This window comes from Humiphilus diazotrophicus (genome assembly GCF_059726315.1).
This window is the reverse complement of the sequence record NZ_AP040870.1, coordinates 1,146,426-1,163,234: the sequence shown is the minus strand read 5'-3', so window position 1 is coordinate 1,163,234 and position 16,809 is coordinate 1,146,426. Positions and strand designations below refer to the sequence as shown.

Sequence of the window (16,809 nt, the reverse complement as noted above, 5' to 3'; positions counted from 1 at the left end):
GAGTCTTGGCATGAGTTACCGAAAAGACTGACTCAATACCTATTTTGAGAGAAAATGCTGATTGTTAGCATATAGTCGAATCTGCCGAGCAGAATAGCGCTTTTCTTTCTCAAGTCGTACTGGTTTTCGCACAATGATTAATTCAATACAGTTGGCAGAAATGCGCCTTCCAAGATGCTTCTACTTATCAGTCTCGGTAAGTCTATCTGGATAATAACTCGGAAATAAGATTTTAAGTGTTCAGCTTCCAAGGCATTCAATCCCGTGTTTTAGTTATGATCTTTTGCTTTCGCTCTTTAAGGATTTGGACCACCGAATCAGACAGATAATGATCTTTCGTTTCTGCTGCACGATCAACTAAAGTTTCCCTCAATATTATCGCTTGCTCAAACGGCAGAGATGATGCAAGCATAAGATATACTCCTCGGAATCTCGGATCGTCGATATGCAATGGAATACAAGTTTGATCTAAATAAAAATACCGCATTAGAAAATAGTCGCGAACCTTGTCGTGTCGAAATACCCACCTAATGACTGGTTGATTGGTTATGTCATTAACGTACCGTCTTAAAGCTAGCTTATGTTCCTCCATCTCCAAAACGAGTTCAGAAAAGCCATCAGTTGGTAATGCTTCTTCGTCACTCAATCGCTTCTCATACACTGCACTTAAAAAACCCTTCAACGGCACTTCTTTCAAGTGATGTTTCTTATAGTTTGCCGCCATTTGCTCGTATTGTTGGTTTTGAAGATTATGCAGTGTGGGACGCACCCCGATAGCTAGAATATTCGCTGCGGTAGCAAGGTCCATCGGATTCGTCAGGACGGCTAGTGCATTCGCTCGGTCTTCTTCCGGTTGAGCAGGTGATAATATGTCGGCGAGGTATTCTGAACAAGCACGGTTATACACAGTTTGTTCAAGCAGTGGCCTAGAGATGCTCTTGTATCGGCTTTCAAGGAACCAGAGCAAGCGTTCTGCATTCAGAGGTTTCATTTGGTAGACGCGGGCTCTCGTGGGACGCCGCCAAAGAATCGGTTGCGTAGCTAATATTATGTTAGCGCTGGGAAAGTCTCTAAGGAATTGCTGAATCTCCCCTCTTGTCTCGATAGTCACTTCATTCACCCCGTCGACAATGACATCTAGCCCTCCGCACCAGACGATGGATTTGAGGAACCCATCATCTTTTGCCTTTCCTTGCAATCGGGTTTTGATTGCCTCTAGCACACCGTGGGAGCAAGTGCTCGCCGGGAGATAAATAACTGGTGAGCGTTGGTTTAGCACAAGATAGCGGAGGAACATAGACTTTCCTAGACCCGATTCTCCCTCCAGTACAATCTGACCTTTTACGGACGGTATGGCATCCGTAATCCGAAGCAGCTCATCCCCGTCGAACTGCAGCACCTCCACATCTGAGAAATACTCTTCCTGTGAAAGATCTGCTAGACGAGCTTCGGCTTCAAGTTCATCTTTGAAAGGAGCTAGTAGTCGCTTGCGAAAAAACGGAATGAATATTAGACATAGATCAACATATGCAAAGCCAAAAATCTTTCTGACCAAAGGATTCCAAAAAAAAAGTGCTTGTACCCGTTGTGACTGTGGGTAGACGAAGATTAACAGGGTCCAGAATGCCGCATGTATAAGGACGACTCTCCAGATTTTTGTTAACACGATCTTCCACCATGGGACAACTATCAATCCACGCAGTATCTGTGCGCTATTCCGATCCATTTGCTTAGCTAGAGTATCCAAGAGGGCATCATCTTCTGGGCTCCTTGCTGCCTTCCAGTTTCGTACAAGTTCAATAATTTGCCGATCAGTGTCAGAGGCAAACTCTTTCGGATACCTCGTAAGCGGCATGAGACGAGAAATGGCATGTATCTCATTGCGAAGTTCTACTGGGGAAATAGGATCTGCTGGTTCCGCATCCTCTCCAAACATTACTCTGCGAAGAAGTAATGCAATATTGAGCTCTCCACCTGTGAGGTAATAGCAGAGAAACCGGAGCTCCGCTTGCCGTGAGTGATTCGTGTAGTAACCCGCTGCAATGTCCGGAAGAAAGCTGGATGCCAAAGGTCCGAAGCTTTCCAACGCAGTACCTGCCGGGTCGTGCACGCTATCATCGGGGTCTTTGAGCAATTTCACAAGTTCCGGGACCTGCTCCTCGGCCCCTAACTTCCCCAGCGCTGATGCGGCACTGCCCCGCACGTCGCCAACGGGGTCTTTCAGGAGTTTTACAAGTTCTGGGACCTGCTCTTTAGCCCCCAACTCCCCCAATGCTGATGCGGCCGAGCGACGAACCCATGGTTCCTCGTCGGTGAGCAACTTTACTACTTTCGAAGTCTGTTCCCTGGCCTTAATCTTTCCCAGGGCCAACGCGGCATTGGCGCGCACGTCGCCAGCGGGATCTTTCAGGAGTTTTACGAGTTCCGGAACTTGCTCTTTGGCCCCCATCCATTGCACCACAAATGTGGTGTTGGCCCGAACAAATGAATCTGGACTATTGAGTAATTTTGCGATTCCCGATGTTTGTTCTTTAGTTCCTAGTTGCCGCAGGGCCAAGGCTGCGCCATGACGCGCATAGAAATCCGACGCATTTAGCAATTTTATGATTTTCGGAGTCTGGCCTTTGACGCCCATCTGTGCCAAAGCAGAAGCAGCATCAGCCGCAACAATTTCATCGGATTCTTGGAGCAGTTTTATCAGTTCAGGTATATGCTCTCTGGCTCCCATTAGCCCAAGGGCGATCGCGGCTTTGCCGCGAACGTGATAGTCAGGATCTTCGAGCAGTTTTACAACTTTTGCGACTTGTTCTTTCGCGCGTATGTTTCCAAGTGCAGAAACAGCATTGCTGCGAACCTCAGCATTCGGATTCTCAATCAGCTTTACGAGTTCTGGTATCTGTTCCTTGGCTCCCATCTGTCCCAACGTGAAAGCAGCAGCCGCAACCACATGAATATCCTTGTCATTCAAAAACACAGAGACCTCAAGGGGAGAAATTCCTTCGATCTTTGAAAAACATGCTATCTTTTTCAGGCTGAATATACGCACGTCAGATAAGGGATCTTTAAGTGCCGCTCGGAGACCCTGAGCTTGCCATGGTTGAGCTGAAGAACCTTTGCAAAGTTGTCCATGTGCAACACCAAAACACGCTAGACATGTAAGAGTTAGGAGTTCACCTCGACGCAGAGAACCAGGCCTCATAATCCACCTCTCACCGCGATCAATATATCGATTATGATCAAAGACCCTTACTCAATTCCAGCAATTGTATATTGGAAATTTGTACTTAGTTGGATGAGAAAGGAAAGGATATCTAGAATAGGGATACATCCATCTCGCTGATATTACGAAGTATCGAGCTTCTTCGGAATTACGCTAATTCTGCTTTTTACCTGTGATACCAAGAAACAAGACACCAGCCACCTCCCGGAATTTTGACTGTTAGCCGCTTAAGACTCAAATCCGATGCCTTGGGCGTGGAGAATTGTCACACTATACATGGAGATGAGAAATAGAAGGGATTTAAATCCTTCGCAATGAAGTTTTTCAAGGTTACTTGCACATCGACAACACTAGGCAGATTTTTGATCATGAAACAAAATCATTAGCGCTTGATATGAAGGTGCACAATCTCGGCATTTCAAACGAAACGGGCAAGACATAGTCCAATGTTTAGCACTGTTGCCGTCTATAGTTGTGCAGATCCAGCTTCCACAGCAGTTAATTGTGTTTCGTAACAGAAGTTGTTGTTTGAGTCCACTCGCCTCAAAGGCTCAACCACAATGCAGAGCTTCGGCAACTGCGCGGAGGTCAACATCTCTGTAGGCTGGGTTGTCAGTAATTTTCAGGAATGCCAAGCAAGGATTGGTTCTCTTAAATAGGTTCTCATGCATTGGTGTTGTTCAAGCATCTAGCTGCACGCGATTTCAGGCCCCTATTGCGAACATTTCCTGCCAACCTTCACAATCTCACAGCGACAGCAGCTTCTTGATCTTCGGTTGCACAAAATACCACATCAATGGTTTGCGTAGCAGCAAATTCAACCCTTCTTCCTCCAGCAGAATCTCAGCAGCGTTCGAAAGCCGGTTGTACATGCGTCGCCGTATCGCCGGATCTGCCTTGTCCATGGTGAGACCGTTCAGGTTTTCGTCAATCTGGTCAATTGGCGTGGGCATCCAGTGTAGTCTCTCGAAGACTCCTTTCTCCGCTGAGTATTTCGCCAACATCTCTTGAGCCTTGCTACGCCCGTAGTCGTAGTCGTGTTTGCGATATCGAATGTCAAAGAATCCCGCAAAGGCTTCGAGTGCGTCGCTGGCCAGCAGGCTCGGTTCAGCAACAAAATCGAAGATGTACATTGAGTCCTTTTCCTGCAGATCAGCCCCGCGCTCCAATACCAGCACCACATCCACCCAGGCTTTTGCCACCGTCTCCCCCTTGCTTTGCAGCAGACCGTCGTACTCTTTACGGTAGCTTCGTTTCAACCGTTCTCGCGCCTTCTCTGGCGTATCCTCCAGATCGGAGACGGTGGTAAACAGGGCCACTATCAGAGCTTTGCTAACCGGTATAGTTTGCGTCGGAGTGAGCGTTTCATTCTCGAACATCTGCATCAACTGACCCGCGCGTAGATCCAAAAGCCTGATCTTTTCGTTCACCTTTTCTGCCGTAATCCAATCGCGAAACCCCGATTGCGAGATGATCGAGCTCACTAGGTGCGTCAGAAATATCGAAAATGTCGCGTTTGCGGCCGAGAAGGAGTTCTTCGGGTCCGATCCCCACGGCGTATCCCGTGCCGTCTTAGGCTGTGGAGCAATGAACAGATAGCCCCTCTGTTCCGCATCTGTGTGACCCGCTCCCAGCTGGTCCACTAGGTCCTTCGCCATACCTAACGGTTCGTTATGGAACACGCCGCCATCTGTGTACGCAAATGTCGCCACTTGGTCAGGATTCTGCCAAGGTGTCTTTACTAGCGGATCGACACTTCCTGATGGCAGATAGTCGGCCACAAAGTCACCGAGGTTACGCTGGAGGTCCTGCACCCGAAACATCACAGGGAACGCGCCACAGGCCACAGCAGCCCCCCGAATCTCCTCCCAAGCCGCTTTGGTGTCGCACTTATCGGCCATCAGCGTACGTAGCATTGCATCACTGCGCTCCGTGTATACAAAGCTGTTGCCGCTGGCGGTGAGTCGCTTATAGTCCACTCCATTCAGGTTTGAGAGCGTGAACCCTACACGTAGCGTCGCATCGTCCTTCGGGAGTGCGGGATGGGGGTTTGCTGGCGATACCGAGGCTGCCTGATAGCGACTCATCAGCACTTCCTTTGAGATCTGGATCACAAGGTTAGACGATAATACCGAAAGGCCTGGCGCAAAGCCCGGATCGCGTTGCAACAGTCCCTCAATGTCCACTTTCTTAACCCATGCATCGAAGAGCGGATTGTTGTACGGTTGGTCCATCGACGTGCCGTCATACAGCAAACGCTGCGCAATTATCGCCACAGTCATTCCGCCCGCTGACGCACCCGTCATCACATCGATCTCAATACGTTCACCTGGGCTGTTTGCATCAGCCCAAGCATTGTGCTGTTTGATTGCGTGGAGCACCTCCCACATCACGCCGGATTCGTAGCTGCCCAGCGAAACCGCGCCTGAAATCGTAATAGCTAGCTTTCTTGCCATCTCCTGCTCCTATATCTGTCCAAATGCCCTGCGTGAAATCGCCTCTAGCAAATGAACTCACGATCCACGAGCGACCTTGCTTCACTGGGGAAGTGGGAGTGCCAGCCAGACCAGCTGCAAGAGCGATGCCTTAGTGCTCGGCAGGCAAGGATGACTTTTGCTCCGTACCCGTAAGCGCAGTAAAGATCTTCTTAAGATCGATTCCCACGCCGAACCGATAAAAATCCCGGTCCGACTGCGTCAGAGGTAAGACAAGAGTGGAAGCGCTGGGTGCAGTGGTGCTGTCGGTCGCTGATCCTGTTTTCAGAACAAGCGGATCCAGATTCGGCGAAGGCTTGTGGAAACGCATCGAAGCGGTTCCGAACAGATAAAGGAAGTTCACCGTTGGGATAGGCAGAGGATAGGTTGAATCCACAGTGAGCACCGTATGCTTGAGTCTGCCACCGGTCAAGCTGGCGTTTTGTCCGACGGTAAAATCGACATAACCGCGCTCGCAGGGGTCTTTCGTCGTGCAATGTTTCGGCCCGTCGACATTCGCAGGCCACCGGTTCACCATGCGCATTCCTACCGAATATTTGCCATAGAAGTTCGGGCTGTCTGGCGCGGCATACTGTAATAAAGAAATCTTTGTATAAGCTGTGCTGTGCACAGTATCGGAAGCGGCCTTGTTGTAGAAGCACGAATTAATCGCAGAATCCGTATTGGCAACGATATTGTCATAATTCGGTCGTTTAGGATTCCCAATGAAACCGGCATCCTTGAACCTTTGCTGCAACCCCGTGCACTCCACAGTGCCGAAATCAGGCATTGTGAATGTGGCCGTTATAGAGTTGCCCTGGAGCGGCGTGACAAATCCGCCGCCAGCGATAATTCCAATCGAGGTCCTTCCCTGGTTGGGATGCCACCACTCCCAGTTCAATCCAAGCGAGAGATCGGCGGCCGAGCCGGCGCTGTCGAGATTGACTGTCTTGAGTGTGCCGGTAGGATCTTTGACCGCTGAGACGACGTTTAGGGTGTTATTTGAAGCAGGAGCCGTAAGAAGGCGAACCGCAAAATAGGGACCGAAAGAACCCTTCGTTCCCTTTCCGGGGAGAGCAAACAGTTTGCGTCCGTAGATGGCAAGGAAACCATTACCGCTGGACGGCTGGGAGCTTTGAAAGCCCTGTTCCGCTCCACCTATAAGACGAATGTCGAGCGGATCGGCATCATCATCGCCCCATAGAGCAAGCTTCTCTGTAAATTGGGGTCGCACCCGAGCCTTAACGGCATTTGTGCCGTCCACAACAGTGACGGCGACGGTCTTTGCCTCACTCATCTTCAAATCTGGTGCGCTCACCGTAATAGAACTAGGGCTCCAGTCCAGGGTGGAATCAGACTTTTTCTGAACTGTTGCCGGGACTTTGTCGAACAACACTCTCGCACCCTTGTCCGCTTTGATGTCAGGAAAGCCGCTACCCGTGATTGTGACTTTTTCTCCTGCAACTCCCGAGGTTGGTTCAAGTTCGGCTGTGGCAGCCAACTGCGTGAATTTGGCCGGTCCTTTCAGGATCTTACCGGTATTGTCTTGCAGCGTAACCGGTATCTCGATATCTCCTGTAGCTTGGAAATCCGGAACATCGACCAGGATTTCGGAATCTGTCCAGTTTTCGGGCCTCACGCGGACAAGAGTGTTCTTGAACTTGAGGACAACATTTTCGCCCTGCGACGCGCCGAAACCTCTACCAGTAATGCGCACGCGCGTTAAGGCTGCGCCGGATTCCGGTTGAACTTGCATCGGAGGTTCGGTTGGTGTTTCGTGAAATGTACCTGTTGCGATTGTCTTTCCGTACGGATCATTTATGACAAATGGCAGGTCGACGGGCGTCACTGCCTTGGCATCAACGGGACTCACTTCGATGGACTTTCTCAACCATTTCCCTGCGGTAACTTTGGCTTCAACTCCCGCAAACAATACCTTGCCCTGTTCGGAGCCGAAATCTGCGCTACTGGTTAGAGTGATCGTGGCTAATGCCGGACCCTGGTCCGGGGCCGCTTTTGCCGTAGCCGTCGTACTGGTGGAGTTAGGCTGATCTGAGGAAGAAACTGGCTGTACCATGGTTGCAGCAGCTGAAGCCTGCAAATCGGATTGATTTGCTATGCGTTGGTCGAGAGCAGATCGAGTAGCTCCATGACCCAGGCGAGTTGAACTGGATGGAGCCGTTTCAAGGTCAGCAGCCACAGCTGGTGATGAAGAGGCAAGGCTCTGCGGGCCTGTCTCTTTCGGAAGAGCAGCGGCAAGGTTAAATACACCCTCCCTCCGAATTGTCGCGCCATTCCTTATGGTTACTTCCAGCGCGGAATGATCGGGATCGCCACTCTCCGGAGTCACCACGACAATCGCCTGGTCGGACCATAATTTGACTGCCGCAGCTGGTACTTTGCCAAAATACACTCTGCTTGTTCCCTGGCGCGTCCCAAAACCGGCACCGCTGATCGTTACTTGCGTCCCGGCAGGTCCTCCCATTGGACTGAGGTGATTTGGCTCGTTTACCTGAAATGCTCCTGGATGCTCTTCTTTCAAATTGGCGATTGTAATGAGCACATCGGCGCTGCCAGGCTTGGCAACTGAAGGCACCTCGAATACGATTGCAGTGTCAGACCAAAGCCTAACTCGCGCGGATGAACTACCAATTCTGACGGAGCTGTTTCCTTGTATCGGGCCGAACTTTTGTCCTGTGATTGTCACATTGGAACCAGGTTCGCCAGACCTTGGATTCATTTGGCTCAACACTAGTGACTGCGCATTCATACGCAGTGATAAGCATAAGAGCGCGATCATTATCAAAACGACGCCCGCACTAAACATCTGAGGATGGGAAATGCGCATAATACCTCTGCGGGTTCCACGCGTGGAATTTCCAAAGAATCTTCAACGCTTGTGGGGAGACGTGCCACCCTATTTGTGCTGGATTGGAAAACGACAAGAATCGCTACGGAGTATAACCCAAAACCAAGGCCACGCAAGTGCGATTTTGCTAATAATATTTAATTCATCTGAGTCATCAAGCTGAATAACTACGGAAGAAATTGTTAAATATCCTTTCGAATTGCTAGCCGTAACCTCTCATACCGGCACAGCGCGTGTGGCTGTGCAGATTCTTGCATATTTCATGCAAAACAATGCATCATCAAATCAACCACACAATATTTCATACCCATCCTTAGCGTTACATTATGAGGGGATAAGTAGGAACCCGGAGAATCATTGGTCTATAACTGACCACGATTTCTATCTTGACGGCTTCATAATTAGGCACCTGCACATGTATCTTTGTTAGCTCAGACATTTCCTTACGATTCGCAGAATTTATATCACGATATTTGACTGAGTGAGTCGCCTAATCTTTGCAGTGAAAGAGAAACTACGAGATGCTGTTCATACTGTTATTCAAATACCGCAACCCTCTCCTGGTTCATTCTCAAGCCATTTCTGTCGATTGATCCTCAGCATGGAACGGAGACGCTACCAAAGTTAATCTTCCAAATAGCTCAAAAGTAAAAGTAATCTTCCAACTTGCGACTCAGCTGTCATGGAAAAACGAGGACGAACAGTACGAGACCCATACCGATTGGCACAGGATTGTGGTCTGGGGCGGACTAACCAGGTTTGCCGAAGGACTCAAGAAGGGAGAGCGGGTCTTGGTAACAGGCGAGTTGCGCAGCCGCGAATACGAAAAAGAAGTAGGCGGCGGCAGGAAGGAGCAAGATGTGACCATGTACGTTACAGAGATCTACGCAACTCAGCTTCGCAGGATGGATCGTCGCAAGGATTCCACTGAGCCAATCGATGCCGAGGAAGAAGCAGCACCTGCTGATCTAGATGTACCGTTTTAGCGATAGCAGTTCGGCGAGCCTCTTCGGAGGCTCACATTTTTCTGTCTCATGCTCCAACACTATAAAGACAATAAGGTAGGCTATGCCAATCTAGGAGCAATAAGTGTTCCTAAGGGGCTCTGCCCGCTCGCGCGCACAAGGGGTTTCCCCAGTCTTCCGCACTTCATTCGCTTCGCTCGTTTCGCTTGTGCAGCCCTCCGCTACGCTTCGCCCTTCGGGTGGGTGATCCCTCTCCCCTTGCACTTGCTACCCCCCGTTCGTTCTCGGCAGCTATTCCGGCATTTAAGAAATGCCGGGCACTACAAGCCCGAAAAGACGAGGAGACAAAGATGATGAGCAACGACAAAGTACAGGCACTCACCAACGAGATCAACGATTCAATTAAGGTATTATGCGCAGAAACGGACGCAGCAAAGCAATCTGATATTTTTCGCAACTGGCTTTCTACCCTTAGCCGGTTTCATCAGTATTCCTTTGGTAATTGCATTCTTATCTGGGCGCAGGCTCCGAACGCTACCCGCATTGCTGGCTTTCAAACGTGGGAGTCTTTAGGCCGGAACGTGAAGAAAGGTGAAAAGGGTATTCGCATACTTGCACCGATTGTACGCAAGATGGAAGAAGAAATTGATGGCAAGACCGAGATAACGTCCCGCCCTGCTGGCTTTAGGTCTGTAGCGGTATTTGACTATGCCCAAACCGAAGGGTCTGACCTTCCGGAACTCGAATGCAACGCAACGGAAGGCGGTGAGGAATTATTGCCGAAATTGGAGCAGGCCGCTGCCTACCTAAACATCGTGCTCACCTATAAACAAATCGAAAGTGGAGCCTACGGACTCAGCAAAGGCGGACTTATCGAAGTAGAGGAGTCACTCGATACGCCCGCCCGGTGTGGCGTATTGGCCCATGAACTTGCGCATGAAGTTCTGGAGCACAAGGCGAGGTGCAAGAAAACTACGAAACAGCAACGGGAGCTGGAAGCTGAATCTGTGGCCTATGCCGTCCTTGCTCATTTTGGGATGCGCCTAGAGAGTCGATTCTATCTGGCAAGCTACGGTATAAATTCCGAAATGTTGACCGCATCGTTACAGACCATAGCTGCTACAGCTAAAGCACTTATTGGCCTAATTGAACAGACCGAAGAACACAGCGAAGGAGGCGCGGTAGATGAAGACCGCGCCTCCTGTGATGAGGCTGCCTAAACTCTCCCATTGTCCATATGCAAAGAGAAGGAGCCATTCAAATGCAGCTTCTCAAACATCTAATCGCCATCCACCCAGAGCTGGTCAACAGAATCGAAACTACAATTAGGATTGAGAACCTTCCATATTTGCCCTTGTGTGTTACAGAGAATGATCGAAGGCACATTCTGCCGATGCGATACACGTATGGCCCCCCGATATCCGGGTACATACAACGCAAGGAGAGATAACCTTACGGGCTACTGTCAGAAGCTGAAGGGCAAAACGCATGCGTGCATGGTTATTACGGAGTTCTTCGAAAATGTGCCTTTGCATATTTATCAGCGCCGAGAATTGCACCCCGACGAAGCGGAAAAGAATTTAGTCTTGCACTTTGCACCGAAGGTTCAAACACCCATGCTTGTTCCCTGTCTCTGGGGGCCAATGGAACCCCCTTGAAATCTTCAATGGCATGGTTGAGTCGGCGCAGGATCTCTTCGAAGGTGAAAACCAAGTAGCAAGTCGTCATGATGGCTTTTCATTTCCCGAACGTCTTTTCGGTGGTTGCGCCACTGATGCCGTATGGAACCACCAAAGCAGCAAGCCACCCCGGAAGGCGGCTCGCGTGGGATGAGGAGCACGCTTGCTGCGCAGTTTCTGGCTTAAACCTCAGCAGGTCCGAAAATTACTTGTAGAAGTGATCCGGGTACGCTTCTGGATTAAATCCCGGAACAGAGCACCCATAGTTCAACCGAAACTTTTGAAATTCCCATTGAGTTCGTGGCGTCGAGAGCGCTTGCACTAAAGTGCCAAGTGCTGTGCAGATACTCTTGGGATCGAGTTCTGCAAACGCTGTATTCTTCGAGAACCTGACCGTGATGTCCATGTTTCCCGTCGATTTCAGATCGATTGCAGGACCAAAAGCCTCCGTCTCTTGTGACGTTTTCCAAGCCAAGCCTAGACGCTCTAGCCCTTGAGTTAGGGCCTTCATCTCAGAAAGGCGAATGAATGCTGTTCGCCCAGCATCAGACATTGGAGCAGTAGCCAACTGAGGATCAGTTTCGCCGACCACAAGAAAAATCAAAGGGGCATGAAAATAATTGCCCGCAGGTTGATAGAAAAAACGAATTGCAGTTTCTGTATTCGTTTGCGAGCCTAACCCACCTTTGTTCTCGTTTGATTGTGCCCACCCCAGCAGCACAATCAACACCGACAGCCGTGCGAGAAGCCAAAAGCAACGTCTTACTTTGCGCATCGTGATCATTCTCTTCGTCTCCTTGACCTCTGCTTCTACGGCCCAATTGTCCATGTGGGGCTTTCGCGCTTAAGAACAGACATGGAGCGCTCCACTGCGCCAGGTGAGGCTACTTGCGGCATTGTGATAGACAAGTTTCTGCTCTTATCGACGCTGAAACTGTAGGTCATCGAACCTAAGGGGATAAAGAACTTCGACTTTGAGTCTGCAATGCCGACAGTTGTCACGGCAGTAAAAGAACCGTATCCGGATGCTGCAACGGTCGGCCTGTCAGCAAAATTAACTGGAGACCCTGTGAACGGATATAGGGGGCCGGTATTCCCTGGATCACGGTCCGTTGTAGGGCCTTCTGTTGTAGACCCAGTTCGTTGATAAGTTGACACCCACATACAGGTGCTTGGACATCCCTCCGTATTCCCAGTGATCTTAATGCCTGTTTCACCATCAGTAAAATCGACCCTGGACACACTTCCGTTAATTTTGACGCCTCCGAGGTTTAGCGAATATGCCGTGCCGCCCGATGCAGTTCCACCCGTTCCAGCTTTCTGCTGTTGGGCCTACTTTGCATTCGGACTTGGTTGCGGATCGGTATATGCTTCGCAACTAATCGAGGAATCTGTCGTAAGCATGTCCTTGACTAGAATCGTGGACCTCGGCTGCTTCTCGATCTGTTTAATCGCGGATACAAGATGCTCCTGAGTCCACGTGCCGCCAAGCGGAGGGGTCGCAAACTGTACCCCTCCATCACCATTCCTCGACAGTTTGAAGCGAGCGTTGTTTTGGATATTGAAGTTTTGGTGGCCATCATGATTGCTCACAAAAATCGTGAACACGAAGCCATTTGGCTGGGATGGATTTAGGTATTCCACGAAGTAGAGCATTTTCTCGCCTGGATAGGACTCTTCATCAAGAAAGTAGCCAAACATCCTCTGCCTTGCTTTGGTCGGGGGAAGAAAATCTTTAGCAACGAGACAATGAGCCGCTCGTTGTAAAATCACTTTTCCGTCATCTTGTCCATAGGCACCATAGCCTAGGCACATCGCCATCACCAACAGAATACAACTCACTGCACGCGTCCTCATAGTTCCTCCTTACTGTTGCCCTGGCGCGTTATAAATATAAATGTACGTTGGAGTGTGAGGGGTTTGACTGTCGTGGAATGGGCCCAATCTGGCAAAGACCTTTTCTCGGCCTACTGGTCCTTCGAAACGCTGTTTCCATTCTATTTGCATAAGCTCCAATCACTTCTCCAAAATCGAATCTCTCCCTATAGCCAGGTTGCCCCTCTATGCCCGGGACGAAGGGCTTAAGCTTCCAGAACTCGAATGCGACGCAACGGAAGACGGTGAGGAATTATTGCCCAAATTGGAGCGGGACGCTGCATGCCTAAACATCACTCTCGTCTACAATCAAATCCATAGTGGAGCCTACGAACTCAGCAAAGGTGGACTTATCGAAGTAGAGGAATCACCCGATAACGCTGGTCCTGTGTGACGTGTTGAACCTAAGAACTTACTCATTTATGTTGCATCGATAATCTTGTAGATTTGAGCTCAAAGAGCAATGGCTGATGGCCACGTGAGGACTAGTTATATAACATAACCCCAATTGGGAAGATCTGCCCAAAGTTGCGCTGTCCCTACCGGTTAGTAATAGAACGCATAGTCATCAGCAAATTTCCCAGTTCCTATTGCTGCCCGCAAATCAGCCAAAGTCGTTGCCTTTATGGATCCGGTTCCTCCCCAGACAAACCGTATGGAGTTGTCGGAAGTGATGTCCAATACCAAGATCGCGTCGCTGACGCCGATTCCTCCGTGTTCGTAGTGAATAAACCAAAGGCTTTTGCAGGCACCTGCAAAAATTAACCGTCTACTTGCCAGTCCCGGTTCTTCGATGACGTCCGTTACTTGATATTTGGTGTTGGGGTTAGTCAGAGAGAATGGCTTCACTCCCGTGATGGTCGCGAACGCGTTTTGGACTGGTTGAGGGAGTCCTTCGGTCGAGGTGATGACAGTAAAGTAGCCATCAAGAATATGCTGTTTCTCAGGAATTGACAGGGTTCGATGGAACTTATGCGGCAAATCGCGACCAATCAGCTCAGTGGAATCAGATGATGGCGATGGAAAAGCCTTCACAGCAGAACGGCGATGAAAATAGACGCTCCCAGCAATGAGTGCAACGCCAAGAATCAGCAGCCCTAATCGCAAATAAACTCGCGTCATATGTGGCCCCTGAAGCCAACTGTTTTGAAATGGAATCTAACAGTTAGGGTAACACAGTGCTAGTCGAGCAATCCGTGATACCTGACAGCGACAGTGTTGAGGTTATATGACCGAGTGAAGTCGTACGACATATCAATCTTGACGAGTTCTCACCTCGTAAGGGTAGATGTTCAAAGCAATGGTTGGTAAAGTCATGTTCAATGATTCTCGCAATCGCACTATGAGTGTCAGATCTGTAAAGTGGAACTAGACGGACCCTGTCCGTACGGATTTCCGTCATTCATGCTCGTCATGGAGAATTCAACCAGCTCTAGAGAAATCCATCTTTCTACATTGATCCAGTACACAAAGAAGAGCTCAAATGCATCTTAGTCCGTAGTTGGTAAAGCGGAGATAGGCTCTGCTGGAGAGCAACCTATCAAGGAATAGCCAGCTGAAACTCATCTATGCCGATGAGCGCCGGGGGTACGCAGATATGCTGCTCCCGGTTTTATATTGCTTATCGGATTGATAGATTTCCCATACCTTAAAACTCAATTAATTCGCCGCCGCGTAGCGGCACCGTTTCGCCTTGCCCTCCAAGATCTGGGAATCTTTTTCATGTTTTTAATTGTTCGAAAAGGTCTGCCGCTCATGCCCACCTTCACATATGTGTTTATGCCCCCGCTTCTGGGATTTCGGCACTGCTTTTCGCTTCAATACGAGCACGGGCCGTTTCAATTGCGTGATGAAGCTTGGCACGCAACATGTCTGGAGCCGGCAGTACAGTAAGATACTCGGCAACGTGGATACCAGATGTTCTGAGTTCTAGTAGCTCTATCTGTTCGGTGTTCTTGCCCGTACAAAGAATAATTCCCAAGGGAAGTCCTTCACCTGGTTCTTGTTCGTGCCGCGCCAGCCAGCGCAAGTAGAGCTCCATCTGGCCCTTATATTCAGGCTTGAATGCTCCAAGCTTTAGCTCGACAGCGACTAGTCGCTTGAGTTTGCGGTTATAGAACAGAAGGTCAATATAGAAGTCGTCGCCATCAAGCTGTATTCGTTTCTGTCGGGCTACGAAAGAAAAGCCAGATCCCAGTTCCAAGAGAAAATTTTCTAGTTCACGGAGAATCGCATCCTCAAAATCACGCTCTAGAAAACGATCCTTTAAATCTAGGAAATCGAGGATGTAAGGATCTTTGAGCAACAAGGCTGGTGTCAGGTTCCCCTTGCTCCGTAAGATAGAAAGCTCTCGTCTGATAAGTGCGTCCGGTTGTTTCGAAAGTGCAGTTCGCTCATAGAGCATTGAATCGATACGTGCGCGGAGGATACGAACGCTCCATCCTTCGATTCGCGCCATCTCCGCATAAAATTCCCGCTGAAAAGGGTGTTTGAGAGGCAAAAGGGCACTGAAATGAGACCAGCTCAATTGTCGTGACAGCGTCACGACAATTTCTTCATCAGAAAATGCCTCCGCAAACTGCATCATTCTTCGGAGATTCTTGTCCGTGAAACCGCGGCCAAACTCGGTCTCCAATTGTCGTGACAGTGTCACGACAATTTGCTCTCCGTAGGTAGCCCGTTCATTGCCCAACACTTCTTGATTGACACGCCTGCCTATGCGCCAATAAAGCAGGGTAAGCCCCATATTCACAGCGACTGTTGTCTGCCGACGAGCCTCGGTGATTAAGCTGCGAATATCCCTCAGCAGCTCAGATGGTAAGATCTGCTTCGATACAAGCTTGCTCACGCTAATATGTCCCTTGGAAAATATGGTTTAGCAGGTTCTGCGATGTCGCGCTTAGGTTAATCTCTTTTCTCCTGGTTTCTTTTGTGAAGTCTTCCTCGTACTTCTGCTAGTCTTTCCAGCTGAGTCAATCGGGCGAAGCAAATCAGATACCGGGATATCGAAGACTTCGGCTAAACGCAGTAGGGTCTGCAGAGACATCTTGTCTCCTCTTTCGAGGGATTGGTAATGCGATGTATGGAAACCATGCTCCCGCACCATGTCTACTTGTCTCCAGCCTCTCTCCGTTCGTAGCTCTCGGAGACGGGCCCCTAGAGCCTTCAGATAGGTTCTATAGTCATATTTCATGGCTCGATGAGACTTCCCTGTGAATACCTAAATCCGATTTTGATGCCTCTCTGCCGAGCATAGTACATAGAGCTGAGAATTGTCTCCGAAGCATGTCTCATAAACCGGGCGATAGGACCGAGTCAGTACCCTCCACTGAATCGAACTGGATGGAACAAGGTCGAATCGGGCGTAATCTCTGAGCCAAAGCCGCTTCGGAAAAGCCTTATATCGGTGAAGGCTTGTTTCAACGAGCCCTGGACAAAGCAATACAACCTTTATCGTAACGAGAGGATTGAGAATGAAATCCGAGCATTCCACCATGCCCGCCTCGAAGAAACCTGGAAAAGCCATCGTTCACTCAGAAGACAAGCTGTTACTTAGTCGGACAGAAGCAGCGGCATGTCTTTCTATCAGCCCCCGGGCTCTTGACTACTTGATCGCGAATAAGGAATTGGCTGCAAGACGCATTGGCTCTCGGGTGCTCATCCCTGTAGCTGATTTAAGACGGTTTGCGCGTGCTGATCACCCGGAAAAACTCGCTAGCTAGACGAA

11 protein-coding genes are annotated in these 16,809 nt (G+C 49.5%); 3 read left to right on the top strand and 8 right to left on the bottom strand.

Translation table 11 applies throughout. The features are described from left to right. Positions 1 to 256: 256 nt before the first annotated feature. From AC6I7T_RS06190 to AC6I7T_RS06180, 3 genes are all read right to left on the bottom strand, one after another. Complete coding sequence (locus AC6I7T_RS06190) at positions 257 to 3,046, bottom strand: HEAT repeat domain-containing protein (protein WP_497792458.1); 2,790 nt, start codon at positions 3,044 to 3,046, stop codon at positions 257 to 259. Between the two features lie 920 nt (positions 3,047 to 3,966). After that, on the bottom strand, positions 3,967 to 5,676 hold the full coding sequence (locus tag AC6I7T_RS06185; protein WP_497792457.1) for a patatin-like phospholipase family protein: 1,710 nt from the start codon (positions 5,674 to 5,676) through the stop codon (positions 3,967 to 3,969). A 130-nt stretch (positions 5,677 to 5,806) separates the two neighbouring features. Next, on the bottom strand, positions 5,807 to 8,434 hold the full coding sequence (locus AC6I7T_RS06180) for an IPT/TIG domain-containing protein (protein ID WP_497792456.1): 2,628 nt from the start codon (positions 8,432 to 8,434) through the stop codon (positions 5,807 to 5,809). Between the two features lie 785 nt (positions 8,435 to 9,219). Here AC6I7T_RS06180 and AC6I7T_RS06175 point away from each other — a divergent pair. Together AC6I7T_RS06175 and AC6I7T_RS06170 are read left to right on the top strand one after the other, a co-directional pair. Next, positions 9,220 to 9,549, top strand: a complete 330-nt coding sequence (locus AC6I7T_RS06175; RefSeq protein ID WP_497794560.1) for a single-stranded DNA-binding protein — start codon at positions 9,220 to 9,222, stop codon at positions 9,547 to 9,549. A 329-nt stretch (positions 9,550 to 9,878) separates the two neighbouring features. Beyond that, positions 9,879 to 10,748 carry an ArdC-like ssDNA-binding domain-containing protein gene (locus tag AC6I7T_RS06170; protein WP_497792455.1) on the top strand — a complete coding sequence of 290 codons (870 nt, stop codon included), beginning with the start codon at positions 9,879 to 9,881 and terminating at the stop codon, positions 10,746 to 10,748. A gap of 664 nt (positions 10,749 to 11,412) precedes the next feature. Here AC6I7T_RS06170 and AC6I7T_RS06165 read toward each other — a convergent pair. From AC6I7T_RS06165 to AC6I7T_RS06145, 5 genes are all read right to left on the bottom strand, one after another. Beyond that, positions 11,413 to 11,982 (bottom strand): hypothetical protein, encoded by a 570-nt coding sequence (locus tag AC6I7T_RS06165; RefSeq protein WP_497792454.1) that lies wholly within the window; start codon positions 11,980 to 11,982, stop codon positions 11,413 to 11,415. 557 nt (positions 11,983 to 12,539) lie between these two features. Further along, positions 12,540 to 13,064, bottom strand: a complete 525-nt coding sequence (locus AC6I7T_RS06160; RefSeq protein WP_497792453.1) for a hypothetical protein — start codon at positions 13,062 to 13,064, stop codon at positions 12,540 to 12,542. A 564-nt stretch (positions 13,065 to 13,628) separates the two neighbouring features. Then, complete coding sequence (locus AC6I7T_RS06155) at positions 13,629 to 14,204, bottom strand: hypothetical protein (protein ID WP_497792452.1); 576 nt, start codon at positions 14,202 to 14,204, stop codon at positions 13,629 to 13,631. A gap of 655 nt (positions 14,205 to 14,859) precedes the next feature. Then, on the bottom strand, positions 14,860 to 15,930 hold the full coding sequence (locus AC6I7T_RS06150; protein ID WP_497792451.1) for a PDDEXK nuclease domain-containing protein: 1,071 nt from the start codon (positions 15,928 to 15,930) through the stop codon (positions 14,860 to 14,862). A 51-nt stretch (positions 15,931 to 15,981) separates the two neighbouring features. After that, positions 15,982 to 16,275, bottom strand: a complete 294-nt coding sequence (locus AC6I7T_RS06145) for a helix-turn-helix domain-containing protein (RefSeq protein WP_497792450.1) — start codon at positions 16,273 to 16,275, stop codon at positions 15,982 to 15,984. Between the two features lie 280 nt (positions 16,276 to 16,555). On the opposite strand from AC6I7T_RS06145, the gene AC6I7T_RS06140 reads away from it, so the two are divergent. Further along, positions 16,556 to 16,804: a helix-turn-helix domain-containing protein gene (locus AC6I7T_RS06140; protein WP_497792449.1), complete on the top strand. Its 249-nt coding sequence runs from the start codon at positions 16,556 to 16,558 to the stop codon at positions 16,802 to 16,804. The last annotated feature ends 5 nt before the right edge of the window (positions 16,805 to 16,809 follow it).